Here is a 14933-nt window from a genome sequence, read left to right as displayed (position 1 = left end):
CCGAGCCGCGACCGTAAGGAAGCGGAACAGTTATACTGGCAGACTGTATCAATCCATCTTTGGTCTGGCGGCAGGTGCCGCTTTAGGCGGGCCATCACTATACAAATAAGCATTCATAAGCACCAGGGTACTCTCAGTTACAGCACAAGCGGTTTCAGCCACAGTTAAAACATTCATTAATGAGCTGGCTTCTCCTGTATTGTAATAAGCATTAAATGCTTCTAACGCAAGAAGGGAAAAACCTGCCGCAAATTGCACCCCTCCTACAATGGTTCCCATATAAGAGTAGGCGGAATCATCTCCCCTGCATCTGAAATAGCGGTTTCCAAAAAAGCCTAAGGCCCCCACCACCATACCACCTACGGCAGTGACGACATGGCTATCAGTCACCTGCCCACCCACTTTACCCAAGACATAAAGAGAAGCAGAACCCATGCCTGCTAATCGCGTATTAAATTTTGTAGCACTCTCATAAACATCCTGGCCAAGCAGACCTGGCTCTTCCCTCTTTTCCGTATTGATCTCATGCACTTCCTGCCCCATCCCTGACTCCTTTTTAAATAAAATAGTACAACAAAACAACCTGATAACCTTCAGATTTGACAGGCATTTTACTTAATGTCAGCGAAATAAACACGCTTATTTTTCATAAAAGCGTGCAAATTAAAAATATAAGCTATAGTTAGATATAGAAATTAAAATAACAACGGATATTCACATTCCGGGTGGGGAGGCAACATGATTATACGCTGGTTTGGTGTAGCTGCTTTATTCTGTTTATTAAATACTCAATGCTTTGCTGAAGAGCGTGAAATCGCAATTACCATCGATGATTTACCTTTCGTAGGTTCAGGCACCAGCACTCCAGCGAATTTAAAAAGAACTCAGGATCGTTTCATGGCCATCGTGAATACTCTGGTCGAAAATCAGGTTCCGGCTACTGGATTCGCTATTGGCGGCGCGATTGCCAAAAATGAATGGGAATTTTTGGAAACCTTCCGCAATCAAGGCTTCACTTTGGGCAATCACACCTACACCCATCACAGTTTGAATGGTATGAGTGCAGAGAAATACATTGCCGATATAGAAAAGGCTGATGCCAAATTAACCCCTGTAATGACGCAACCCAAATACTTCCGTTATCCTTATCTTGCTGAAGGAACTGGCGAGAAGAAACAAAAGGTTCATGAGTGGCTTGCTGAACATCAATACACTATTGCTCCTGTTACTGTAGACTCGAAGGATTATGAGTTTAATGCCCAGTTTTATAGAATCCCTTACAGCAAAAGACCAGCAAATCTTCCTCAATTTAAGAAAAGATACCTGGCTTATATATGGAAACAAACCCTAAGGGCTGAGGAAAGGGCAAAAAAAGCAGGCAACCAACCGGGGAAACAAATTCTGTTAATCCACGCTAATTTGCTCAACAGCCTATGCCTTGGCGATATTATTGAAATGTACAAGAGCAATGGCTATAAATTTATTACCCTGGAAGAAGCCTTAAAAGGCAACACCGCCACCCCCATCAACGACACCTCATCAGCAGCTGTTACAACTCCTGCTGTATCAGAGAACAAAAAAGCCACAGCACCACAGTCATGATGGCTCCCCAGAGGTAGCCCGTATTAGCGGAGCGTAATACGGGATCGCAGTGCTAATCAACCCATATTTCCCGCATTACGCTAACGCTAATGCGGGCTACTAATCAGGTGAAGTAAATGGAAATACTCACAGATTTAAAAGCAATTCTACATTCGAAACGCGCTAATATCTATTACCTGGAAAAATGTCGCGTCATGCAAAAAGATGGGCGAGTTTTATATCTTACTGAAGCCAAAGACGAAAACCAATATTGGAACATTCCAATTGCCAACACAACCTGTCTACTCCTTGGAAATGGAACATCCATTACTCAAGCAGCAATGCGTATGTTAGCTCAAGCTGGTGTCTTGGTTGGCTTCTCAGGAGGTGGTGGAACCCCACTACTCATGGCAAATGAAATTGAATGGTTCACGCCTCAAAGTGAATACCGTCCAACAGAATACATGCAAGGATGGATGAAATTCTGGTTCGATGATCAAAAACGCTTATTTGCCGCAAAACAATTTCAAATTTCCCGTATTGAATATCTGAAAACCCATTGGAAAAAAAGCCGCGACCTTGCTGCCGAAGGTTTTAATTATAATGATCTGGAGCGAGAGTTATCAAACTGCGAAACAAAAATCAAGGCTGCAAAAGAAGTATACCATCTTCTGCAAGCCGAAGCTGAATTAACAAAGCAGTTATACAAATATGCAGCAAACCGAACTCAATATGGTAAATTTAATCGTGAACGAGAAGCTCAGGACAAAGCCAATACGTTTTTAAATCATGGAAACTATCTCGCTTATGGACTAGCGGCAACTACCCTATGGGTACTCGCAAGCAGGGATGAAAACCCTGATATATTTTTTAGTGCTATCGGGGGATACGGCGGGATTGGCGTAATCATAGAAGCTACTTTGTTCCTCAGTGATAATACTCCTGTGGAAAAAATAGCTGAAACAATAAAAAGAACTGATTATAAAGACTATTTTCTAAACAATATCCGCGGGGCACAAAATACAGTATTTCATAATGCGGATTTATATCCCCCTGATTTCGAGTATGTAAATGCAATTACCTGGTTTAAAACAAATAAGGCAGTAACCGTAAAAGATAGATTAGCTCCTCAGAATCGCCCTTCTGCCTACCAAGAGTTCCTCTTAAGCTGGATCTCTGAAAAATCCTCGGGTAAATATTTCAGGCAATATATATATGATCCCTATAAAAATAAAGGTTCAATCGTTGAATGGCGAAATTATGAGGCCAGTTATGATGTAAACAGCATTGAGCCAAAATCACGGCAAAAATCAACTTATGTGCTGCAAGAGTATTTCATACCCATTGATCATTTTGATCGTTTTGCGGAAAAAATGATTGCCATTCTTAAAAGTTATAATGTCAAAGTATTAAATATTTCTATCCGTCATGCGTTACCGGATCATGAATCCTGGTTGTCATGGTCCAGAACTGAGGTCTTTTCCTTTGTTATTTATTACAAACAGGGAGTTACTGCACTGGATGAAGCCTATGTCAGAACATGGACTTCCAGACTAATTGACGCCGCTTTAGAAGAAGGCGGAACCTATTATTTACCTTACCAGATTATAGCCACACCTCAACAGTTTTTAAAAGCCTATCCCAAGGCACCTGAGTTTTTTGAAATCAAAAATAAAATGGATCCTGAATATAAATTCAGAAACAAACTGTTTGATAAATATTATCAACAAGAATGACGAGTGTCGGATTGAGTTCACTGCCATTAAGTTAAACGCTACTCCGCCGTCCCGCGGCTTGTCCGCGGGACGGCGGAGCTCCTTAACTTAATGGCAGTGCCCCCTACCAGGGAGATCCCCCCCTGACCTATTACTATCAAGCTTTCGTTTCCAATCGTGGAATGGCATGGCTGGGTAAAAGAAGCCAATAATGCCCTTCGTTTTTCATGTGGCCAGCAATTAAAGTTGCCTTGTCGCCACCGCCCCAGAACACGTCGCCTCTGACCTTACCGCGAATGGCCCCGCCAGTATCCTGAGCGATCATCAGACGTTGCATAGGCTTGTTGGTATCGGGGTTTTTGCTATCAGGTCTTGTGGTGCTCAACCAAAGCGGCGCGCCCATGGGAATCCATTCTTTGTCAATGGCCATTGAATAGCCTGGGGTCAATGCAACACCCTGAGAACCTAAAGCGGCTTCCATGGATAATTTGCGGAAAAAGACAAAGGATTTATTTTGATTAATGACTTTATCCATTTCTTTGGGATGAGCTTCCAGATAGCGTTTTATTGCCTGCATGGAGGCATTGTGCTTGGTCATAATGCCCTTTTTGATTAATACACCTGCAATTGCAGTGTAAGGGGCACCATTTTGGCCGTCATAACCTACAAAAAGCCTTTTCCCATCTTCCATTTCGACTATGCCTGATCCCTGAATTTCCAGAAACAATCGGTCAATTGGGCTGTGAATCCACAACAATACTTTGGCATTGTTTTTTATAGCGCCTTTATTGATTTGCTCACGGGTGTAATAAGGCACTACTTTTTTGGCAGCAATGCGCCCTACCAGTTTTCGGTTTTTTAAATGCGGAACGAATAATCCCAAATCAATGGTGACTAAATCGTCAGGCACTTCATAAAGAGGCACGTTGAACTCAGCAGTTTTTTTATAGCTTCCCTTTAATAAGGGCATGTAGTAGCCAGTGAATAATCCTTTTACTGGTTTTTTATCGTAAAATTCAACGGGAGTAAACCACTCCTGGAAAAACTGTTTCGCGGTGTGTTGGTTTACGGGATGGACTTTTAAAGCAGCATGACAGGCTGGTTGCCAATCTTTCGCCTGTAAATCAATTTGTTCCGTTCCAACTACCCGCTCAGGATCTTGCTTGATGAAGGCGCGGCAAGACGTTTGGAAGGTACGTAATGACTTTCTCAGTTCTGCTGTTTCCCAACCTGGCAAATGCTTAAAAGCAACCTGTCGAAACGTGGGTTGAGGACCTTTTGATGGCCAAAACCACCAACCAGAAATACCTATAGCAAGAAATGCCAAGGCTAATGTAAGTGCGATTAATTTTGTCTTCATAGGAGGTCAATTTTTACACGTGATGGAGTAAATTGCAACTAAAAATTAGCAAACAAGGCTTATTTTGACTTGAAAAAAAATTAAATACCAATAATATTTTTATTTTTTTCAAGTGTTTATTCAAAGGTTATCATCAAGGAATAAATCCACTCATTTCAAGAGAATTATTTACCCAGAGAAATCCGGGGAGCGACCATCGGAATGGCAATTGATACGTTGTCCTGCACTTAACCTGATCCACTTCGTCCTGAGCGCGTCTTTTTACGCTCAGAACGACGTAGTTCTGGTGGTATTGCAGGCTCGGTCTTGCTATTCAACTCTCAAAGCAAGCTGGTGCAGTGCATTCACGTATGCCAGCATGTTTCTTAAATCTTCATCACTTTCATGAGCAAAGGCAGGATTGCTTTCAATTTCAGCTAAAATCCCTTTGAGCTGTTCAGCTAAAGCCAAACCGCCTGACACATCATGTTGCTGGAAACAATGAACCAGATTGTTTTCATATGAAGATAAATCATAGCCCATGCGTTGTGCCGTAGCTTTGGCCTTTTCCTGATTGATGGTTACCAGGATGTGGCTGATGGTTGCCTGAGTCACGACTAAAGATTCAAAGCGTTGTGTCAGATTTTTTAATCGCTCCTGCTTTTTTGCGCTTAATGATTCAGCACTTAAAGACTCAATCAGCCCGCGGGAAAGCCAGAATAAATTGGCCAAATCATGCAAGGATTTTCCTTCACCAGGCACCTCGGCCTGCGATACTCCACCGTCCCGCGGCTTGACCGCGGAATCCAGTGATTTAAGTTCGGAGTGAGATCTCTGGATCCCGCGGTCAAGCCGCGGGACGGCGGAAACACTGTCCCCGGGAGCCAGTAATACCTGATTTAAATTAAAAGTCATGTACTTATACAGTTTATTCAAATAACGGTTCAATATAGTCATCACATCAGAACGCCAGATGACATTGGCTACTATAAAGCTTGCAATAATACCAATCATGATACCGGCCAAACGCTGTAAGGGAGGATCCAAAAGGACTGGTGGGCCGCCTTCCTGAGCCAAAGTAATGATCAAGGCAATATTAGCCTGTAAACCAATATATGAGTATTTGGTAAACTTGAACATAAAATAGGAAAAGCCCCAAACAGAAAAGAACAGCACACAGATAAAATCATACAAATTCATTTCAAATACGATGAGCGAAAGTAAGGCTATCCCGCCCCCCAGCATACAACCCAACACGCGATGAATACTGATGTTGGTCATTTCAAACAGGTTTTTGCGAATGGATATCACAAGGCTACTGATAATACCGTTCAAGCCCCCAGGCCAATTGCTGACCATCCAAAAACCCAATGCCAATATAACCGCCAAACCTGATTTAATACTCTGTTTAATCAAATCGTAATCTGACTTCAGGCGTTGCTGTTTATTTAATAATTTAAATTTCCTGGTCTTTTGCACTGGGGCTTTGGTTAACAGGGAATACATCAGGATAAAATTCTGATTGATTTGCTGTAAACAATGAATAAAGGAATAAATAAAATCACTTTTGGCAGAATAGTCAGCTCTTTTCTGTTTAAATTGCTGTTCCAAATCCGCTATGGCCTCTTCCGTTTTTAAGACGAAAGGCTCTATAGTCCCCTTGGCAAAAGCACTTTGCAGGGCTTTGAAATCATGATCTATGGCAGCAAAAACAAGGTCAAGCGGCAAGGTTTTTAAGGCATCTATTTCATCTTGCCAGGGATTAGTAATCATCAAATACTGCAATTGCCGACATAAGGCATAAAATGAATCAAGAAAGGCGCGTAATTCATCTATTCTGGCCTGACTCACGCCAAATTCATGATTCAACGCATCGATTAATTCTACCGCTTTACGGATTTTCTTTTTAATCTTTAAATTACTTTGCGACAGCGTGTTAAAAATCTCGACGCCTTTACTTAGCTCTTCATGAAACTGTTTAAATTCGACAATAAAATCAGCAAAAATATCATGAACCTGTACCAGAATATTGTCTTTAAGATGGTTGGGAAAAACCGCATAAGCGCTAATGGCAGAAACCAAAACCCCAATACCGATTTCTACCGGTCGCCAAATCGCAACCATCAGAGCATTTTGCGGATTAAGGGCTAATTGGGAAATGACAATAAAGGCACACAACGCACCTAATAAATAAGCATAACCGTATTTGCTGTAATTATAATAATAGACACTGACTGCGATTATTAAAAAACAGGACGATAGATAGAGTAAAAAACTGTTGGCGACAATACCTGCAACATAAAAGCCCAGAAAAGCGCCCGCTATAGTGCCTATGATGCGCATCATAGCCTTATCGATAATACTGCCAGTGTATAAATTTGACACAATCACTACCGACATACCTGACCAATAAGGGGTTTGCAGATGAAATTTAAACGAAATGAGCACAGCAACAAGGGCTGCAATCGCCGTCCTTAAAGCTGCCCTGTTTTCTACACTGTGAGGCCAGAAATAAAACACCCGCTCACCTGTAAGTAATGGTTGTGGCGCTGGCACCTATGCGCATAGGAAATTCATCAGTCAAATCATCGATATAAATACGCACCGGAAAACGCTGCGCTATACGTATCCAATCTTCGGTGGCTTCCATATATTCCAGGGTTGAAGGTGCGACACTGCCGCTCTGTACCCGGTTAATTCCCCAGCCAATGCTTTTTACATGGCCATGAAAGACTTTGCCAGGATACATATCAATCATAATTTTTGCTTTATCTCCGGGCTTGATAAGCCGGATGGCTGTTTCACGGTAACGCGTAACCACCCACCAACGGTTGGTTTCAATTAAGGCAAACAAGCCCTCACCGGTTTTAATGTATTGCCCTACCCGCAAATTAAAATTGGTAATGTAACCATCCTCTGGGGCAACAAGAGTGGTATGATTCATCAGATAATTAGCCTGATCCAGCTCCGCTTGTGCGGCGAGGATTTCATTATCGTCGAGATTGGTCTGGGCGATTTTTAACTCTTGCTCTGCTTCCGCAATGGCAGCTTCCTGCTCTTTCATTTTGTCAGCCAGATTAATAAGAGTAATTTTGGCCATATCCCCCTGAGATTGTAATTTCTGATACCGGGCATAATGATCCTGACTAAGGCTTAACTGAATCTGATTTTGTTTCAGGCGTTGTTCGGCTTTGATGATAGTTAACTTGTCATTTTCATAATTCAATTTGGCAATATTCAATTTTGCCTTGGCTTGTTGCAGGGCATAATCATAAGGACGGGGATCGATCTCAATAAGTTTTTCGCCCTTTTTTACCTGCTGGTTTTCCCTGACGTATAATTTGGTCACAGGTCCTGAAACAATGGCGGCCATATTGATGACATTAGCTGATACATAAGCATCAGTGGAGCGCGTATCATAATAGGCAAAATAACGATAAGCCCCATAACCCAATGCAAATAAAAGCACGACAGTGACCTGTGGCCAGTATTTAAACGACTTGATTGCGGAAACATTGAATAAACTCACCCATGAGTCCTTTTGGTTCATCATATCCATTACAATACAACCTTAGACCTTCATACTCAAGAAATCTGGAAAGTAACGCCAACTGCTTATCCCTTCCGCAACCCGATGTTCTCTCCCCGGACACACCGCTGACGGCTCAGGTTTGAGATAGCGTATCTGAAGTACGGCAAGAGGATCATGAGCTTCCTCCGCCATTTGCAGCAGGGTAATTCTTAGATGGTGTGTTGCCTGCTTCATATCCCCATGCTGTGAAACAAGGCAGGGAAAAGCGCCTAAGTCTTCTATATAATATCTGTAACGGATTTGCCCTGCCGTTAATAAACATCCTTCATTGTGAACCAAAGCGTCAATGACGCCATTGGGCCCATCTTTGTTTCTTACACAAGCGCTAAGCAATAAATCCTGTTTTCTTGCCAATTGCAGTGCAATCGCTTCCAACTGATAAAAACTCTGATGTTCCTTTTCCTGGCGGTTTATTGCTTTGTGATAAAGTAATACCTGTTGCATGCTGGTCATCAGCAATAAAGTGATAATAGAAATGATCGACAATGTCATTAAAAAAACAAAGCCTCCACAGTGTTTGCTCATGATCCACGTACCATCACTGTTAAGTGATGCTCTTTATCCTCATCCCAGCCTAATACTGCCTCGACCAATTGCTTACCCTGTTCTGACTGTATTCGGGTGTGTAATGAATGGATTAAAGGGCTTAGCTCTTCGCTATGAACCAATTTATAGTACAAAGCCTTAATCCCTTGCTCATTTGTTTTAATAAACCATTGTTCCTCAAGCCACTCTCCTGCATAAGCAGGCGAATCATAGGTAAACTGTAAGGGTTTATCTAAAGTGATGAGGGTTCTCCCTGCCATTTGTTCAACGCTTAAAATCTGATGTACTTCAGCGTGTTCACAATCTGCAATTAATAACAAATGGCGCTCTTTAAAAGAGCCTTCATCAGGTACTAATAGCTCTGTGCTGCTTTGAAAAGCTTTTATCGGTGCAAACAGCTCGCTCATCCTGCTTATTTGTAAGGATTGCGGTTGACTGCGAATGGCTTGCAGGCTCTCCCCTCTTAACCCTTTTGTGCTTAATTGATTTATTCCCAGACAGGGGGTAAATCCTGCTTTGCGAATGCTGTCGCCAAGCAGGCCAGAAACCCATTGCACATCAAACCAGGTTTCCAGGGCAGACTGAGACTCGGTGTATTGCCGTTTGTTGTTTAAATAAAACTGCATTAAAACAGTCAGAATAATGCTTGCTAAAAAAAGGCCTATCAGTAATTCCAGTAAACCCATACCCTTTTGCCGATTCATGATAACTCACTGAGAGGATGGTATTGACGCGTTATTGATTCGGAACGATTAAACCAGTCCAGACGTATTGTGTAGGCATGATTGGCCTCTTTGATGTCAAGATGACAGGGGAAAGGTGCTGCGGGGAGTTGAGCTGAACCGAGATAAAGGGATTCATTAATCTGGTCGAGAAAGGCTGAAGCCTTAGTGCGGGCTAGTAATTGTTTGATTAAAAGGCGGGTGTGCCATTGCTGTTGGGTTAAGGCCAGAGCCAAAGTAGTCGCCAGCATTAAAGACGCCAGCACTTCAATAAGGGAAAATCCCTTTTGCTGATTCATTATTTTTCTTCCTGAAGTTGGTTGCCGGCGCCAGATTACCTTTCTTGTGAAGAAAGGTCAATGTGTGAATGAACTTGTTGTCCCGTAATATACGGTCATTCGCTAAGTGCCACTTCCATCCCGGCTGCAAGCAGACCGGGCTACAGACCTTGCCAGAGTTTAGTGGCATTTTAGCCCGTATTAGGTGTTAGTCGTATCCCCGATCCACGTCGTCCTGAGCGCGTCTTTTGGCGCGAAGGATCTCCAAATACTGGCACCATGCCGCTTTCGGGAGATCCTTCGCGCCAAAAGACGCGCTCAGGACGACGTGGATCGGCAAGCAGGCCGGGCTACTTTTGACACATCATCGTCTTTGTATTGTTATTAATATTTTCTTAATAATCTTTAGTTAGAATAAGCAAAAATTATCCATTCTGTATTCCTGGTGTTAACGATGAGTAAAATAGTAATTATTGGTGGTGGTCCTGTAGGTTTGTATCTTGCTTATAAATTAAGAAAAGCAGGAGTGGCAAAAGAGAATATTGTTGTTTACGAACCACGGGCAGGTGAATATGCGCGTCCGGGCCATATCAATGGTGATATTTTCGAGAAGCTTAACGATGAGTTGCAACAGAAAAAATGGCCATCAGACAAAACCGGGCACATAAAAGATGTAGAGAATATCCTTCACTCACAAGTCATAGAATCAGCAATAAACATAGAAAGGAAGCGCTTTGTTCGCTTTAGTGATGATGCGGCTCATCCTGGTGTTGTCGTTGCCGATGCAGAAGGCCGTGAAGAAACAGTTGCATGTTCTCATGTATTTGATTGCTCTGGTAACCAGCGTGTCGTTATTAATGAGGTAAATGAAGCGGTTACACCTGCGCCCTTTACTGTAAAACCCATTAGCAAAAAAGTAGAAGTAAAAAATCATTTTCTGGCTTTTGTTAAAATGAGTGAAGCGCATTTGAGACGCATCAACATCTCGCACCTTAATGAACCTTCTAGTGGTATTACCTCTTTGTATGCATTATTCAATGCACTCCATACTCCTGAGCCTTCTTCACTTGAATACGCTCGAACAATAGAAAAGTTACGCTCCTTTGGATGGAATCAGTTTGGCTTACCGAATTGTTATGGCATGAATTTTACCAAGGGCAAGGTATGTCTTTATATGGAATGTCCGGATAATTTACCGCAAGAACAGCAGGAGGCATGGGTACAAGCCGTTATTAATGCAACGACCAACAGCACAGACATCACTTTTGAACAGTTGCCGCCAACTAAAAAATCATATCGCAAACCGCGCTTTAACAGCTTTAAAGTCGATCCCATGGAGGTACAGCAAGTGGGCTATCAAGGAGATGGTTTTCCTCTGGTCGTAGCCAGTGGTGATGCGCAAATTGAACCGAACTATGTATTGGCTCATGGTGTTAAAGACGGGTTAAGGCGTGTTGATCAAATGATTGAAGAAATGATCATTGTCGACCGTTCTATTGCCTATTTTGACGAAAAAGAATATCAAAGGGCTATAACCGGCCAACTTGATAAACACAGACAAGCCATCATCCAGCATTATAATAAACGTTCCATTTATTTCCGTGATAAGCTGCAAAAAGCAGAACGCGAATACAGTGCAGCGCTTACCGGAACCTTGGAAAGTACTGAACGAGAACAATTTAATACCAGTCTTATCGAAATTAAAGCACGTCTTGGATATTTAAACGCCGAAGAACGGTTGACAAAATTACATGATTATTCAGGAAAAGTATCGTTTGTTAAATCATCTACTGATACTTTAGCGGCTGAGTTATCTGAGATTCAGGACGCTCTGCTTGTAGCTCTGAACGGATTACCTGCCTCATTTGTCACAGAACGACAACGTTCTGAAGAAATGTTTTTGGAAGCAACGGTTACATGGAAAGGATTGGGAGGCGCATTGTTTCAAAAGAAAAAATACGCTCAAGCTTTGGAAGCTTATGAACAGGCTTTATCTAACTATCAAAATCCTCTGCTCGCAGGCAAATATCCACTTGAAGAGTTGGTTTTGCATTCAAACAGTGTGCTCTGCCTTAAAAATATGGGCAGAAAAACGGATGCAATTGTTCTTGCAAAAAATGCTATAGAAAAATATCCGGATACACCTGAATTTTTGGTAATCAGACAAAAAGTCATGTACCAGTTGCTTAAGACATTAAACGATGAATTTAAAGGCACTGTTCCTAAAGACGACCTGGTTAAATGGCAGCTCTTTGTGGCGTGTCACAAAAACTTGTTAAACGAAAACTCTGAACCTGAAAAGCAACAACTTTTTTCTGGATTGCCGTCAGTTGATTGCACAGAAAACAGGTCTGAGCGAAGTAACGGTGGCAGTTATTCTGTAAGCGACTTGAGTATCTTCCAAAAGTCAAACACACCTGGCTCTGTTCGATTGTCTCTCTTACCTATTACACCTCTAATTTAAAATTCATGGGTGACAGCAAAGGATTGCTTAGGTAAGATGAAAAGCACTTTATAAACAGGAGCTTTTCATGTCCGTTGATTTTCAACAATTACCTCATCCTGGAATACGTTCTCTGGTTCCTTACAAACCGGGCAAGTCCATAGAAGAATTAGCCCGGGAAAAAGGAATTACCGATATTGTTAAAATGGCTTCGAATGAAAACCCCTTGGGATGTAGTCCTCTCGCCTTATCCGCGGTGAAGAATATGTCGTCACAACTGGTTGCGACTTACCCCTCACCGATGAATCATCCTTTGATGAGTAAACTTGCTAAAAAATTAGGAGTGAACATAAGCCAGGTGTTTTTAAGTAATGGTTCTGATTATTTATTTACTCTTCTAATAAATTGTTTTGCCCTTCATACCAGCAAGCATATTCTCACCCATGACTATGCATTCAGTGCTTATGCCATCCAGGCAAATACCGTGCATGTACCGGTGCGCAGTGTGCCTTTGAATGATGATTGGCAACTTGATGTTGAGCAACTGATTAACGCATGTAATCAGGAAACAGGATTAATCTTTTTGGCAAACCCTAATAATCCTACCGGCTTGTTAACCAGCCAGAAAGAAATCAAGCGTTTGTTGGAACAAATACCCCCAAGTACCCTGCTTATCCTTGACGAAGCCTACTTCGAATTTGCTGAAGATCAAATGAGCTGTAATAGCATTGAATGGCTTGATGAGCATCCTAATCTGGTGATTACCAGAACTTTTTCAAAAGTGTACGGCATGGCAGGTCTGCGCCTGGGTTATGCTGTAGCTAATCCGGCAGTTATTGATATATTGCAACGGGTACAATTACCTTTTGCAGTCAACCAGGTAGCACTGACAGCCGCTTATGCTGCACTGGATGATGATGCGTTTATTCAAAAAAGCCTGAAAACCAATGAAGAAGGCATGAAACAGATGCGTGAAGGTTTAGATGCTTTGGGTCTCAATTATTTGCCCTCTTACTGTAATTTTCTCACTTTTGACTGTAAAGAAGATGGTTTGGCGCTTTATAATCACCTGCTGAATAAAGGCATCATTGTGAGGCCTTTGCATGCTTATAAAATGAATAATTATATTAGGGTCAGTATCGGCACCAGAGAACAGAATTCACGCTTTCTCGCAGCTTTAACAGCTTATTATTCATAGAGACACACCTAAGAACCCGGGCGCTAGCCCTATTAAAAAGGAAATAAAATGACCAGTGATTTAAGCTCTAAACATTGTGAATCCTGTGAAGGCATAGGCTCTGCATTGAATGGCGAACAGGTACGCAATATGATGCCTCAGTTAAAAAAGCAATGGCAGTCCACTGAAGACCATCGAATGATCAAACGATCTTTTTCTTTTAACGATTTCTACGAAACCATGGCTTTTGTTAATGCGATTGCCTGGATAGCAAATGTTGAAAATCATCACCCTGATTTGGAAGTAGGATATAACTATTGCCGTGTGACCTTTATGACGCATGCACTCAATGGTTTGTCACTTAATGATTTCATTTGTGCCGCAAAAATTGATCGCTTGATGGAAGAGTAATACGAAACAGGATCCCGGTTGCAAGCAACCGGGCTACAAGAACTGCAAGAAAACGTCCAGTATAAATACTCCGCCGTCCCGCGGCTTGACCGCGGGATCCAGAAATCTCACTCCGAGCATAGATCCCTGGATCCCGCGGTCAAGCCGCGGGACGGCGGAACTCTTTGAGGCGTAGCCCGGTTGCTTGCAACCGGGATCTTCAGTTAAGGCCGGTCATCCAGCTCTTTACGCTGACTAGGCAGAAAATCTTTTCTATCCAGCCCCATCACTACCGCCAAAGCACCAGCAACATAAATAGAAGAATAAGTACCGATGATTATCCCGATGATTAAAGCCAGGGAAAAGCCATGTATGGTTTCACCGCCATAAACAAACAGGGCAACCACAACACACAAAGTCAGCACTGAAGTCATGATGGTTCTGGACAGTGTCTGGTTAATCGAAGTGTTCATAATGTCTATTGGGCTGGTACGGCGAATTTTCACAAAATTCTCACGCACCCGGTCAAAAACCACGATAGTATCGTTTAACGAGTAGCCTATAACCGCCAGCAAACCGGCCAGAGCCTTTAAGTCAAACTCAATGCCAAACAGGGCGAAAATACCCAAAATCAACACCGGGTCATGAACCAGCGCTACAGCAGAGCTGACTGCAAGACGATATTCAAATCGCATGGCGATATAAATCATAGTAGCCAGCAGAGAAACAACAATGGCAAGAGCACCCTTTGTTGCCAACTCCTCTCCAACCTGAGGCCCCACAAAATCAACTCGCTGCTTGGTAGCTCCTGGTAAAGCAGACATCACTTCAGTCACCAAAGCCGTCTGCTCTTTATCCGCTCGCGGAGCGATACTGATAAGCACGTCTTTGGAAGTACCATAACTGACAACCTGTGCTTCGTGAAAGCCAATTTTTGCCAGGCTTTCTCTGATTTGTGTCAGATCAGCAGGGTTCGCATAAGTGACTTCGATCTGCGTACCGCCAGTAAAATCAAGCCCCCATTTCAAGCCATTCACAGCCAAAGCACCAATTGAAACAACAAAAATTAAAATAGAGAACAGCGCCGTCCAGCGGCGAGCTCCCATAAAGTCCACTTTTGAATTTGGATTAAATAATTCCATCTCAGCCT

13 protein-coding genes are annotated in these 14933 nt (G+C 42.4%); 5 read left to right on the top strand and 8 right to left on the bottom strand.

Annotated features, from left to right (window positions below):
* Positions 1-48 precede the first annotated feature (48 nt).
* Positions 49-543, bottom strand: coding sequence for a hypothetical protein (locus B094_RS0102855; RefSeq protein WP_018576284.1), 495 nt, complete (start codon positions 541-543; stop codon positions 49-51).
* A gap of 195 nt (positions 544-738) precedes the next feature.
* On the opposite strand from B094_RS0102855, the gene B094_RS0102850 reads away from it, so the two are divergent.
* Together B094_RS0102850 and cas1f are read left to right on the top strand one after the other, a co-directional pair.
* Complete coding sequence (locus B094_RS0102850; RefSeq protein WP_018576283.1) at positions 739-1602, top strand: polysaccharide deacetylase family protein; 864 nt, start codon at positions 739-741, stop codon at positions 1600-1602.
* 116 nt (positions 1603-1718) lie between these two features.
* Positions 1719-3317 (top strand): type I-F CRISPR-associated endonuclease Cas1f, encoded by a 1599-nt coding sequence (gene cas1f, locus B094_RS17535; RefSeq protein WP_018576282.1) that lies wholly within the window; start codon positions 1719-1721, stop codon positions 3315-3317.
* Between the two features lie 136 nt (positions 3318-3453).
* On the opposite strand, the gene mltA is transcribed toward cas1f, so the two are convergent.
* The 6 genes from mltA to B094_RS0102815 form a co-directional block, all read right to left on the bottom strand.
* The gene (gene mltA / locus B094_RS0102840) at positions 3454-4656 is read right to left on the bottom strand and encodes a murein transglycosylase A (protein WP_018576281.1); all 1203 of its coding nucleotides are present in this window, start codon (positions 4654-4656) and stop codon (positions 3454-3456) included.
* Positions 4657-4965: 309 nt separating this feature from the next.
* Positions 4966-7155 carry an FUSC family protein gene (locus tag B094_RS0102835; RefSeq protein WP_018576280.1) on the bottom strand — a complete coding sequence of 730 codons (2190 nt, stop codon included), beginning with the start codon at positions 7153-7155 and terminating at the stop codon, positions 4966-4968.
* Positions 7156-7159: 4 nt separating this feature from the next.
* Complete coding sequence (locus tag B094_RS0102830; RefSeq protein WP_018576279.1) at positions 7160-8194, bottom strand: HlyD family secretion protein; 1035 nt, start codon at positions 8192-8194, stop codon at positions 7160-7162.
* A gap of 12 nt (positions 8195-8206) precedes the next feature.
* Entirely contained in the window at positions 8207-8752 is a 546-nt protein-coding gene (locus B094_RS0102825) for a hypothetical protein (RefSeq protein ID WP_018576278.1), read from the bottom strand.
* A complete protein-coding gene (locus B094_RS0102820; RefSeq protein ID WP_018576277.1) occupies positions 8749-9477 on the bottom strand; it encodes a prepilin-type N-terminal cleavage/methylation domain-containing protein in 729 nt (242 codons plus the stop codon). The genes B094_RS0102825 and B094_RS0102820 overlap by 4 nt, the downstream gene beginning before the upstream one ends.
* Complete coding sequence (locus tag B094_RS0102815; RefSeq protein WP_018576276.1) at positions 9474-9794, bottom strand: prepilin-type N-terminal cleavage/methylation domain-containing protein; 321 nt, start codon at positions 9792-9794, stop codon at positions 9474-9476. Before B094_RS0102815 ends, B094_RS0102820 begins: the two co-directional genes overlap by 4 nt.
* Positions 9795-10227: 433 nt before the next feature.
* On the opposite strand from B094_RS0102815, the gene B094_RS0102810 reads away from it, so the two are divergent.
* The 3 genes from B094_RS0102810 to B094_RS0102800 all read left to right on the top strand — a co-directional run bounded on the left by B094_RS0102810 (position 10228) and on the right by B094_RS0102800 (position 13804).
* Positions 10228-12237 (top strand): hypothetical protein, encoded by a 2010-nt coding sequence (locus tag B094_RS0102810; protein ID WP_018576275.1) that lies wholly within the window; start codon positions 10228-10230, stop codon positions 12235-12237.
* Between the two features lie 67 nt (positions 12238-12304).
* Complete coding sequence (gene hisC / locus B094_RS0102805) at positions 12305-13414, top strand: histidinol-phosphate transaminase (RefSeq protein WP_018576274.1); 1110 nt, start codon at positions 12305-12307, stop codon at positions 13412-13414.
* A 48-nt stretch (positions 13415-13462) separates the two neighbouring features.
* On the top strand, positions 13463-13804 hold the full coding sequence (locus B094_RS0102800) for a 4a-hydroxytetrahydrobiopterin dehydratase (protein ID WP_018576273.1): 342 nt from the start codon (positions 13463-13465) through the stop codon (positions 13802-13804).
* Between the two features lie 203 nt (positions 13805-14007).
* Here the strand turns inward: B094_RS0102800 and secF are convergent, their stop codons facing one another.
* Entirely contained in the window at positions 14008-14925 is a 918-nt protein-coding gene (secF, locus tag B094_RS0102795) for a protein translocase subunit SecF (protein WP_018576272.1), read from the bottom strand.
* Positions 14926-14933: the final 8 nt, after the last annotated feature.

This window comes from Legionella shakespearei DSM 23087 (assembly GCF_000373765.1).
GTDB classification, from domain to species: Bacteria; Pseudomonadota; Gammaproteobacteria; order Legionellales; family Legionellaceae; genus Legionella; species Legionella shakespearei.
Note: the sequence above shows the minus strand (reverse complement) of the source record. Positions and strands in the feature narration are given on the sequence as shown.